Origin of the sequence: Photobacterium sp. BZF1, from assembly GCF_014349205.1 — a bacterium.
GTDB lineage: Bacteria > Pseudomonadota > Gammaproteobacteria > Enterobacterales > Vibrionaceae > Photobacterium.
This window is the reverse complement of record NZ_JACSOF010000189.1, coordinates 1-10,819: the sequence shown is the minus strand read 5'-3', so window position 1 is coordinate 10,819 and position 10,819 is coordinate 1. Positions and strand designations below refer to the sequence as shown.

General features: G+C 50.3%; 11 protein-coding genes. 5 read left to right on the top strand and 6 right to left on the bottom strand.

Annotated elements, in window-relative coordinates; genetic code table 11:
• The coding region (locus BIZ37_RS27190; RefSeq protein WP_187464192.1) for a type IV pilus twitching motility protein PilT at positions 1 to 581 on the top strand (581 nt) is incomplete at its 5' end.
• A gap of 16 nt (positions 582 to 597) precedes the next feature.
• Complete coding sequence (locus BIZ37_RS27185; protein WP_187464191.1) at positions 598 to 1,704, top strand: PilT/PilU family type 4a pilus ATPase; 1,107 nt, start codon at positions 598 to 600, stop codon at positions 1,702 to 1,704.
• 339 nt (positions 1,705 to 2,043) lie between these two features.
• Here BIZ37_RS27185 and ruvX read toward each other — a convergent pair whose 3' ends face one another.
• The 6 genes from ruvX to metK form a co-directional block, all read right to left on the bottom strand.
• Entirely contained in the window at positions 2,044 to 2,472 is a 429-nt protein-coding gene (gene ruvX, locus BIZ37_RS27180; protein WP_107300884.1) for a Holliday junction resolvase RuvX, read from the bottom strand.
• Positions 2,469 to 3,032: a YqgE/AlgH family protein gene (locus BIZ37_RS27175; RefSeq protein WP_107300885.1), complete on the bottom strand. Its 564-nt coding sequence runs from the start codon at positions 3,030 to 3,032 to the stop codon at positions 2,469 to 2,471. Before BIZ37_RS27175 ends, ruvX begins: the two co-directional genes overlap by 4 nt.
• A gap of 148 nt (positions 3,033 to 3,180) precedes the next feature.
• A complete protein-coding gene (gene gshB, locus BIZ37_RS27170) occupies positions 3,181 to 4,128 on the bottom strand; it encodes a glutathione synthase (RefSeq protein ID WP_107300886.1) in 948 nt (315 codons plus the stop codon).
• A 28-nt stretch (positions 4,129 to 4,156) separates the two neighbouring features.
• Positions 4,157 to 4,888 carry a 16S rRNA (uracil(1498)-N(3))-methyltransferase gene (gene rsmE, locus BIZ37_RS27165; protein ID WP_187464190.1) on the bottom strand — a complete coding sequence of 244 codons (732 nt, stop codon included), beginning with the start codon at positions 4,886 to 4,888 and terminating at the stop codon, positions 4,157 to 4,159.
• Positions 4,889 to 5,117: 229 nt separating this feature from the next.
• Positions 5,118 to 5,609 carry a SprT family zinc-dependent metalloprotease gene (locus tag BIZ37_RS27160; RefSeq protein WP_187464189.1) on the bottom strand — a complete coding sequence of 164 codons (492 nt, stop codon included), beginning with the start codon at positions 5,607 to 5,609 and terminating at the stop codon, positions 5,118 to 5,120.
• A 234-nt stretch (positions 5,610 to 5,843) separates the two neighbouring features.
• Entirely contained in the window at positions 5,844 to 6,998 is a 1,155-nt protein-coding gene (metK, locus tag BIZ37_RS27155) for a methionine adenosyltransferase (RefSeq protein ID WP_107300889.1), read from the bottom strand.
• 408 nt (positions 6,999 to 7,406) lie between these two features.
• Between metK and tkt the strand changes: the two genes are divergently transcribed.
• The 3 genes from tkt to BIZ37_RS27140 all read left to right on the top strand — a co-directional run.
• Positions 7,407 to 9,401 carry a transketolase gene (gene tkt, locus BIZ37_RS27150; RefSeq protein ID WP_187464188.1) on the top strand — a complete coding sequence of 665 codons (1,995 nt, stop codon included), beginning with the start codon at positions 7,407 to 7,409 and terminating at the stop codon, positions 9,399 to 9,401.
• A 223-nt stretch (positions 9,402 to 9,624) separates the two neighbouring features.
• Positions 9,625 to 10,101, top strand: a complete 477-nt coding sequence (locus tag BIZ37_RS27145; RefSeq protein ID WP_187464187.1) for a TetR/AcrR family transcriptional regulator — start codon at positions 9,625 to 9,627, stop codon at positions 10,099 to 10,101.
• Positions 10,102 to 10,499: 398 nt separating this feature from the next.
• Positions 10,500 to 10,819: redoxin domain-containing protein (locus BIZ37_RS27140; protein ID WP_187464186.1), on the top strand; the 320-nt coding region annotated here is incomplete at its 3' end.

Below are 10,819 nucleotides of genomic sequence, written 5' to 3'. Positions count from 1 at the left end.
GCCATATCCTGACCATCGAGGACCCGGTGGAGTTTGTGCATACCGGCAAACGCTGCCTGATCAACCAGCGAGAAGTACACCGCGATACCCATAGCTTTCACAATGCCCTGCGCTCTTCGCTTCGTGAAGATCCGGATGTCATTGTGGTGGGTGAGCTGCGTGACCGTGAAACGATTAGCCTTGCATTGACCGCTGCTGAAACCGGCCATTTGGTGCTAGGTACTCTGCATACCAGTTCGGCGGCGAAAACCGTAGATAGGATCATTGATGTGTTCCCAGGCAATGACAAGGCGATGGTGCGCTCAATGCTGTCTGAATCACTTCGCGCTGTGGTCTCGCAGAACTTGCTGAAATGTACCAGCGGCGGTCGTATCGCTGCCCATGAGGTGATGATGGCCACTCCGGCGATCCGCAATTTGATCCGCGAGGACAAAGTGGCCCAGATGTTCTCGATGATCCAAACCGGCTCGGCGATGGGGATGCAAACCATGGAGCAGAGTGTGAAGATGCTGGTGGCGCAGGGGCTGGTGGATACTGATGAAGGCCGTCGGGTGGTTGATTCAAGCTTTTCGCAGTTTTAATGGGGAATAGATAGCGATGACTTTGCAACATGCACTTAATGAGATGGTCAGCCGTAAGGCATCGGATCTCTATATCACGGTAGATTCGCCTTGCTTGCTGCGTATCGATGGCAACCTTCACCCACTGGGCGAGACGCTTGATCTCCATGCCGTTGAAAAAATGTTTACCGAGGCAATGGATAGCGAACAGGAGGCGGAATACCGTGCTTCCAAAGAAGCCAACTTTGCCTTGGTAAGGGGCGATCTTCGCTTTCGGGTCAGTGCCTTTTGGCAACGTGAGCTGCCTGGTATGGTGATCCGCCGTATTGAAACCGATATCCCAGACTTTTTCTCGCTGAACCTGCCGATGGACATGCAGAAAATGGCGCTGGCTAAACGGGGATTGGTATTGGTCGTTGGGGCGACCGGTTCGGGTAAATCCACCTCGATGGCAGCCATGACCGGTTACCGAAATGCCAACCGCAGCGGGCATATCCTAACCGTGGAAGACCCTATTGAGTTTGTCCACAAGCACAATAAATGCATCGTTACCCAGCGAGAGGTGGGGTTAGATACTGAAAGCTATGAAGTCGCATTGAAAAACTCCCTGCGCCAGGCACCAGATATGATCTTGATCGGTGAGATCCGTACCCCTGAAACCATGGAGTATGCGATGAACTTTGCCGAGACCGGCCACCTTTGCATGGCAACGCTGCATGCCAATAATGCCAATCAGGCATTGGAGCGAATCCTACATTTGGTACCGAAAGAGCGACGTGAGCAGTTCTTGTTCGACTTATCACTAAACCTCAAGTGCATCCTGGCCCAGCAACTGATCCCGGACGCCCATGGTGTTGGTCGTCACGGCGCCTTCGAGCTTCTTATTAACACCCCGCGGGTCGCGGATCTGATCCGCCGGGGTGAGTTGCATGAGATCAAAGAGGCGATGGCGAAGTCAAACGAGTCAGGCATGATGACTTTCGATCAATCACTCTATGAGCTTTATAGCGCAGGGAAGATCACCGAGCAGGATGCGTTGCACCATGCCGACTCCGCAAATGATCTGCGTTTGATGATCAAAGTCGGAAGCAAAAGCCAGCTGAGCAACAACTCGTTGTCCGGCGTAACGGTAGATATGGGCTAGATCTACCGATTTTCCTGCCATGAACCGAAAGCATTGGGGTTACTATGATCCTAATGCTTTTTTTGTTGATCACTTCTCATAACTCATTGAAATTTAGTAACATTAAAATAGCTTGGATTTAGGTGTACAGGTAAATGAGCTTTTGGGTTCAAATAGTCCAAAAGCTGTACAAGCTGATCATCCCTTAAGCTTCGTGGGCTAAATGGCATTAACAATCCAAGATCTTGAAAGGTGATCTCTTTTTGCTGAATTGAGCGGAAAAAGCTGTACGTTTGGGGGGAGGATAGTGGGGGATGTAAATACCTAGGTTCCAGGCGCTGGAACCCAGGCTCTGTTTTTTTATCCGTACTGCTGCTCGAACCAGCTTTCTAGGATCACCACAGCTGACTGCGAGTCGATATTGCCTTTGCTGAGGTTACGGTAGCCACCGCGATCGAATAGATCGGAGCGGGCTTCGGCTGTACTCAGGCGCTCGTCATGCAACTCGACCTGGCAGCCAAAACGGCCATGGAGGCGGTTGGCGAATTTTTTGGCCCGTGGGGTGATGGCCTCCAGTTCTCCGCCCTGCATATCCAATGGCAGCCCGACAACCACCAAATCCGGTTGCCATTCTTTGAGAATTTTTTCAATGTCATCCCAATTTGGGACCCCATCTTTCGCTTTCAGGGCGGCAAGTGGGCTAGCGGTGCCGGTCAGCTCTTGGCCGATAGCAACACCAATACTTTTCGTACCGTAATCAAAAGCGAGTACGCTGCGAGATTGACTCATGCGTGTCCTTGTTCTGTGGAAAGGTGAGTAGCAGTGATACCTAGCTGGGCAATAGCCTTGTTCCAGCGTTCATTTATCGGGGTATTGAACACTACATCGGTATTGGCTTCTGTTGTCAGCCAGACATTTTCAATGAGCTCTTGCTCAAGTTGTCCTGCATCCCAGCCAGCATAGCCCAGAGCAACTAGGAAATTATCCGGTGACTCACTGGTACCGAGTAGCGAGAGAATATCTTTGGAGGTAGTGATCGAGACCTCATCGGTGACATCGATACTTGAGCTCAGGCGGCCAACCCGGTTGTGCAGGACAAAACCGCGGTCGGCAGATACCGGGCCACCATTGAATACCGGTTGCTCAAGGCAAGAATGATCCCTTACGGGCAACTCGCGCTCAATTTCAATTTGGTCGAGCATATTGCCTACCGAAATCTCAATCGGCAGGTTGATGACAATGCCCATTGCTCCTTCGTCGTTATGCTCGCAAATGTAGACAACACTTCCTTTGAAATTAGGATCTTGCATCTTGGGCATGGCTACCAGAAAGTGGTTAGTCAAATTCATGGAAAGATACCTACAACCGATCGACTTACTTACAGTATGCCGACTAATTAACAGAATTGGTATTAAAGGGAGAGGATTTTAATGATTCACGCAGCCTAACCAGTTTCACCTTGGACGTGAAATGATCAGGCTGCATTGAATTAGCGCATTAAGCGTTGATGCGGCGTTCGATAGCATCCATCAGCTTGCCAGTGATAGAAATATCAAAAGCAGCTTCGATTTCGCGGATACAGGTTGGGCTGGTGACATTGATTTCTGTTAGCTTGTCGCCGATAACATCAAGGCCGACGAAGATCAGCCCTTTCTCTTTCAGCACAGGTGCAACAGTTTCGGCAATCTTACGGTCAGTCTCGCTAATTGGTCGAGCTTCGCCACGGCCACCTGCAGCTAGGTTGCCACGGGTTTCGCCTTTAGCCGGGATACGGGCCAAGCAGTAAGGCATTGGCTCGCCGTCGACAACCAGAATACGCTTGTCGCCGTTGCTGATATCCGGCACGAAGGTCTGGGCCATGCAGTAGTTCTGGCCATGGTTGGTCAGGGTTTCGATGATCACAGAGACGTTCGGGTCACCTTTCATCACGCGGAAGATAGACGAACCGCCCATGCCGTCAAGCGGCTTGAGGATCACATCACCATGCTCTTGGTGGAAAGCCTTGATTTTATCGGCACGACGGGTAACGACTGTGGTCGGTGTTAGCTCCGGGAACCAAGCGGTGAATAGCTTTTCATTACAGTCACGCAGGCTCTGTGGCTTGTTGACGATAAGGGCACCTTCATCTTCGGCACGCTCAAGGATATAGGTGGCGTAGATGTATTCGGTGTCGAACGGCGGATCTTTACGCATTAATACCGCGTCCAGATCGGATAGGGCGATTTCCTGCTCGCTATGGAACTCGAACCAGCCGTTCGGATCTTCTTTCAGGCTAACGACACGGGTGCGGGCCATTGCCTTGCCTTGCTCCAGTGACAGGTCATTCATTTCCATATAGTGGATTTCCCAACCACGGCGCTGGGCTTCCAACATCATGGCAAAGCTGGAATCTTTCTTGATGTTGATAGACTCAATCGGGTCCATCACGATACCCAGTTTGATCATTGCTTTCTCCTAATTATTTCCTGGGGCATTAGCCAAGATCGCCGAAGCGGACTTGCAGGGCTGTGATTGCTGTCATCGCGGCTGTCTCGGTTCGGAGCACGCGCGGGCCAAGCAGGATTTCGTCGAATTTGAATTCTTCTGTCATGCTGATCTCCTCAGCAGACAAGCCGCCTTCCGGGCCAATCAACAGACGTACTTTGCTGACAGGCGCTGGCAGGGTATTGATAGAGTAGTTTGCGCGAGGGTGCAGGTTGAGCTTGAGGCCGTCATATTGCTCGGCGCACCAGTCTTCCAGTTTCATGATCGGGCGGATTTCCGGCACGGTATTGCGGCCACACTGCTCGCAAGCGCTAATGGCGATTTTCTGCCATTGCTGGAGTTTCTTTTCGAAACGATCGGCATTCAACTTTACGCCACAACGCTCAGAAATCAGCGGGGTAATAGTATTGACACCAAGCTCGACCGATTTCTGGATGGTAAATTCCATCTTCTCACCACGTGATACCACTTGGCCGAGATGGATATCCAGCGGGGACTCGACACTGCTTTCGTTACGAGCCTGGATTTCCACTTCCACACTTTTTTTGCTGGCATTGGTGATCACGGCCGGAAACTCGGCATTGCTGCCATCAAACAGCAGGACTTCCTGGCCGGCCTGCATGCGCATGACGCGGCCGACATGGTTGGCGGCATCATCGCTGAGCATAACGATTCCAGAGTTTGGTAATAACTCCGGGTGGTAAATTCGTGGGATTCTCATGGCTATCTCGTAACCCGTTGGTTGTATTCTGGCTGCATTATATCAACTCTCCTGCTGATTGCAGGCTGTTGGTCATACCTTGCAGGTACATGGATAAGAAATGGACGCACCAAGCGAGAAAAACAAGGGGGAAACGGAAATTTATACCCAGCTAGCGAAAATTAGGGTTGCCGCTATCTTTTGCTTGGTTGGTTTCGGGGGCCTGAGGGGAGATTAACCAAGCATGGGATTATTGGCCATGTTGCTGGAAGGCCAAGGTGTGTCCGCATTGGCGGCAACGGTAGTGGGCTTGGCCCCGTTGGACCTTGTTGTGACGGCGAACCGTCATCTGGTGCTCGCTGCACTGGCAGCGGTAGAGGAAAGTTTGGCCCTGTACCGAGCTGACATCGAAACTGTGGGTGGTACGCGGCGCAACCCCGAACACTTCCTGCATGATGACCTGCCATTCCCTACCGTGCGGCCTAACTTTGCCAAACAACTTGAATACCACCAGATGGGCGACCTCGTGCGGTACGACCTCATTGAGAAAGGCTTCCGGGTTCTCTTTCATGAGCACCGGATTGAACCGTACCTCCCAGCCTTGCAACCGGGCACTACCGGCAATTTTCCCGCGTTGGGTAAAGTTAACCTCAGGCATCACCAAGCGTTTGTTGAGGCGTCGGTTGGCTTGGGCAATACATTGTTTAACGCGGTCAATCACTTGTTGTTGCAGGACGGTCATTGTTGTTTCCAAGGCTTGCTGGTGGAGCAGGGGAGTATAGGTTGAACAGCGGCGGGAGGGAAGAGCGGCCCTAGGTACGGGGTCCTTGGAAAAGCGGGAAGAGCGAAAGAATAAGAGCGAAGAGCTTGACGCTTTGTCATTATCAATGAACGCTACTGAAGGACCAAGGACCAAGGACCGTTCAAAAACAAAAAAGGAAGCCGAAGCTTCCTTTTTTCAATCAATCCCGAGCGCTTACTTGATGTTAGCGAAGTCGCGTAGGATGTCGGCTTTGTCAGTTTTTTCCCAAGGGAACTCTTCACGACCGAAGTGACCGTATGCCGCTGTCTTCTTGTACATTGGCTTCAATAGGTCAAGCATTTCGATCAGGCCGTATGGGCGTAGATCGAAGTGCTGGCGTACTGCTTCTACGATGATATCGTGAGACACTTTCTCAGTACCGAATGTTTCGATCATGATAGATGTTGGATCAGCAACACCGATTGCGTAAGAAAGCTGGATTTCACAACGGTCAGCCATGCCAGCCGCGATGATGTTCTTCGCTACGTAGCGAGCTGCGTATGCTGCTGAACGGTCAACTTTCGATGGATCTTTACCAGAGAATGCACCGCCACCGTGACGAGCTGCGCCGCCGTAGGTATCAACGATGATCTTACGACCAGTCAGGCCACAGTCACCCATAGGGCCACCGATAACGAAACGGCCGGTTGGGTTGATGAAGTACTTGGTGTCTTTGTTCAGCCACTCTGAAGGTAGAACTGGCTTGATGATCTCTTCCATTACTGCTTCTTGCAGTACTGGTAGCTCAATGCTGTCACAGTGCTGGGTAGACAGTACTACTGCATCGATACCAACGATTTTGCCTTGGTCGTAGGCAAAGGTAACCTGGCTTTTCGCATCAGGGCGAAGCCAAGGAAGGGCACCGTTCTTACGTACTTTTGCCTGGCGCTCTACTAGGCGGTGAGCGTAAGTGACAGGAGCTGGCATCAATACGTCAGTTTCGTTGGTCGCGTAACCGAACATGATACCTTGGTCACCGGCACCTAGTTCGCGTGGGTCTTCACGGTCAACACCTTGGTTGATGTCCGGAGACTGCTTACCGATTGCGCTTAGTACGGCACAAGAGTTAGCGTCGAAGCCCATGTCAGAGTGGGTGTAGCCGATTTCGCGAACGGTTTCGCGAGTTAGCTCTTCGATATCAACCCAAGCAGAGGTAGTGATTTCACCACCAACCATTACCATACCGGTTTTTACGTAAGTCTCACACGCAACACGTGCTTTCGGATCTTGCTCTAAGATCGCATCCAATACTGCATCTGAAATCTGATCAGCAATTTTATCTGGATGACCTTCTGATACTGACTCAGAAGTAAACAGGTGCTTCGACATGAGCGCTCCCATAAATATATGTGTTAGTTGATGTTCTCGGGCTCTTGAACCATGTTTGATGGTCACATACTTGCATACGGATATACGTTTGTATGTATAGAGCTACCTCCGTCTAGACGGCTATAATACTCTTTGTTGCTCGAAAATCAACTTGCAATCGATAGGGGTATTGAAGCCAAACCATAAGCAAACGTTTTCCCTGTAACGCTTTTATTACAGTTAGTTGCCTTGTTTATTGAGGGGCTATTACCATCATTGCCTTGAAATAGAACTTATTTTTCTCAGGAAATCGTTTGCAGTTATAGCCCAGTCTTTGCGACAATACCCGCCCGCCGAACTGCGGCTTGCCTGAACCAATGACGGTGAGGGGAGCCGAATATTCAACGTCTACGAATTTCTGGAGCAGACATGTCTTCTCGTAAAGATCTTGCTAATGCAATCCGTGCCCTCAGCATGGACGGTGTTCAACAAGCTAACTCTGGCCACCCTGGTGCACCTATGGGTATGGCTGATATCGCTGAAGTACTGTGGCGTGGCCACATGAACCACAACCCACAAAACCCTGAGTGGGCTGACCGCGACCGTTTCATCCTGTCGAACGGCCATGGTTCAATGCTGATTTACTCTCTGCTTCACCTTACTGGCTACGATCTGTCTATCGACGATCTGAAGAACTTCCGCCAGCTACACTCTAAAACACCGGGTCACCCAGAATACGGTTACGCACCGGGTGTTGAAACAACAACTGGCCCACTAGGCCAGGGCATCACCAACGGTGTGGGTATGGCGATGGCTGAAAAAGCCCTTGCTGCCCAGTTCAACCGTGAAGGCCACGATATCGTTGACCACCACACTTACGTGTTCATGGGTGACGGCTGTCTGATGGAAGGTATCTCTCACGAAGCGTGTTCGCTTGCGGGTACCCTAGGCCTAGGTAAACTAATCGCGTTCTGGGATGACAACGGCATCTCAATCGACGGTGAAGTTGAAGGTTGGTTCTCTGACGATACGCCTAAGCGTTTCGAAGCTTACGGCTGGCACGTAATCCCAGCGGTAGACGGCCACGATGCAGACGCTATCAACGCGGCTATCGAAGCGGCTAAAGCAGATCCGCGTCCTACGCTGATCTGTACCAAGACGATTATCGGTTTCGGTTCACCAAACAAAGCCGGTTCTCACGACTGTCACGGTGCGCCACTAGGCCACGACGAAATCGCAGCAGCACGCGAGTTCCTGGGTTGGAACCACGGTCCATTCGAAATCCCTGCAGACATCGCTGCTGAGTGGGATGCGAAAGAAGCAGGCGCAGCCAAAGAAGCGGCTTGGAACGAGAAGTTCGAAGCGTACGCAGCGGCTTACCCTGAGCTAGCCGCTGAATACAAGCGCCGTGTAAACGGTGAGCTACCAGCACAGTGGGAAGAAAAAGCGAACGCTATCATTGCTGATTTGCAAGCTAACCCAGCAAACATCGCATCACGTAAAGCTTCTCAGAACGCACTAGAAGCGTTCGGCCAGATGCTTCCTGAGTTCATGGGCGGCTCTGCTGACCTGGCACCTTCTAACCTGACTATGTGGTCTGGTTCTAAGTCGCTAGAAGCGAACGACTTCTCAGGTAACTACATCCACTACGGTGTGCGTGAGTTCGGCATGACGGCAATCATGAACGGCATCGCGCTACACGGTGGTTTCGTACCATACGGTGCAACTTTCCTAATGTTCATGGAATACGCACGTAACGCAATGCGTATGGCTGCACTGATGAAAGTGCAGAACATCCAGGTTTACACCCACGACTCTATCGGTTTGGGTGAAGATGGCCCGACTCACCAGCCGGTTGAGCAGATGGCATCTCTACGCCTGACGCCAAACATGAGCACATGGCGCCCATGTGACCAGGTTGAGTCTGCAGTCGCATGGAAACTGGCTATCGAGCGTAAAGACGGCCCAACGTCGCTTATCTTCTCGCGCCAGAACCTAGCTCAGCAGGAGCGTAGCGAAGCACAGGTTGCTGACATCGCTAAGGGTGCTTACATCCTGAAAGATTGCGAAGGCAAGCCTGAGCTTATCCTTATCGCAACCGGTTCTGAAGTTGAGCTAGCGGTAGAAGCGGCTGCACAGCTAACTGCAGAAGGTAAGAAAGTACGCGTTGTTTCAATGCCATCTACCGATGCATTTGACAAACAAGATGCCGCTTACCGTGAAGCGGTACTACCATCAGACGTGACTGCACGTATTGCTGTTGAAGCGGGCATCGCTGACTTCTGGTACAAGTACGTAGGTTTCGATGGCCGTATTATCGGTATGACGTCTTTCGGTGAATCAGCACCTGCTGGCGAGCTATTCAAGATGTTCGGCTTCACTACCGAGAACGTAGTAAACACAGCTAAAGAACTACTAGGCTAATATACTCCTGGTCTTCAGAATCAAAGGCGCTAAGTTTATTACTTAGCGCCTTTTTTATTTCCTCAATGCCAATCACGCCAACCTGAGCCGCAGGAACCCTTTAACTTTCTTATCTCTGTTATTGCCCAGCCCGTTCAATTTACAGTACAATATACCAATAAAATAAAACCAAACATTAAGCCATGAATCCATTACACCTCCCTTGGACAACACAGGAAACACCATGGCAAAGGTAACCCCGGAAGAAGCATTGAAAACACGCCAGCGAATTTTGGATGCGGTCATTCAGTGCCTACTCGACCCACAGGTCGGCTACGAAAAGATGACTTACACCCGCTTGCAGACCATGACGGGCATTTCTCGCGGCGGCATTCTCAATCACTTTGGTAAGAAAGCAGAGTTTATCTCTGCTCTGGACGGTACAATTTTCAATACCGTACTGAACGAACTCAACCTATCTAGCAGGGACGCGTTCAACGCCTCATTTGAAGTTGCGATGACCCGCCCGAACTTCCATGCCGTGCTGCAGCTGCTAATCAGCAATGCTTCGCACCACGTAGCAATAGGACATGCCAAAGCGGCATGGCTCGAACTAGAAGATCTCATAGAACAGAAGCTGGGTATCGAAGCAAAAGAAGAGGATCTGCCCCGCTTACTCGGGCGAAGCTTCTTTCTGTTGACGAACCGAAAGGCGGCTTAAATCAGTTAAAACCATACTTGCGCACTAAACCCCGTTGGTACTGAAGGGGTTTAGTGATAGCTGAAAAGCAACTAATTCTTTAAATTAAGAACTTGCAACCCTTTTAAATTTACAGTTTCCCTTCAGTACTTCTCCGTTGAAAAACCCCATATCAAGAAAAAAGCCTATCTGCGCATAAGATATTGCTGCAAAAATACCCAAAACGGATAACACCCAACCTAAATTGTCGCTCTCTTTCGTTTTGATAGCTTTTGGCTATAACCACCTCAATTCTCAAATAGATTAAACCTATCAAATCAATTGGAAGGTCCAATTTCACAAATTTTCGGGGTCAATGCATTATATCTCCATCGACGCGGGACAGCGTCAAACACGATAAATGAGAAAGAGAGTTAAGCATGATCAATACAGAAATCAAACCATTCCAAGCGACAGCATTCAAAAACGGCGACTTCGTAGAAATCACTGAGCAAGACGTTAAAGGTAAGTGGGCAGTATTCTTCTTCTACCCAGCAGACTTCACTTTTGTATGTCCAACTGAGCTAGTTGACCTTCAAGAAAAATACGCAGAGCTTCAGTCTCGTGGCGTAGAAGTTTACTCAGTATCTACTGACACTCACTTCTCTCACAAAGCATGGCACGATACTTCTGACAAGATCGGTACTATCGAATACTTCATGGTAGGTGACCAAACTGGCACTATCACTAACAACTTCAA

What these genes read in the sequence shown, in the direction of transcription:
- BIZ37_RS27185 (WP_187464191.1), top strand. Translation starts at nt 598, where the DNA reads ATGACTTTGCAACATGCACTTAATGAGATGGTCAGCCGTAAGGCATCG.
- ruvX (WP_107300884.1), bottom strand. Translation starts at nt 2,472, where the DNA reads ATGAGTCAATCTCGCAGCGTACTCGCTTTTGATTACGGTACGAAAAGT.
- BIZ37_RS27175 (WP_107300885.1), bottom strand. Translation starts at nt 3,032, where the DNA reads ATGAATTTGACTAACCACTTTCTGGTAGCCATGCCCAAGATGCAAGAT.
- gshB (WP_107300886.1), bottom strand. Translation starts at nt 4,128, where the DNA reads ATGATCAAACTGGGTATCGTGATGGACCCGATTGAGTCTATCAACATC.
- rsmE (WP_187464190.1), bottom strand. Translation starts at nt 4,888, where the DNA reads ATGAGAATCCCACGAATTTACCACCCGGAGTTATTACCAAACTCTGGA.
- BIZ37_RS27160 (WP_187464189.1), bottom strand. Translation starts at nt 5,609, where the DNA reads ATGACCGTCCTGCAACAACAAGTGATTGACCGCGTTAAACAATGTATT.
- metK (WP_107300889.1), bottom strand. Translation starts at nt 6,998, where the DNA reads ATGTCGAAGCACCTGTTTACTTCTGAGTCAGTATCAGAAGGTCATCCA.
- tkt (WP_187464188.1), top strand. Translation starts at nt 7,407, where the DNA reads ATGTCTTCTCGTAAAGATCTTGCTAATGCAATCCGTGCCCTCAGCATG.
- BIZ37_RS27145 (WP_187464187.1), top strand. Translation starts at nt 9,625, where the DNA reads ATGGCAAAGGTAACCCCGGAAGAAGCATTGAAAACACGCCAGCGAATT.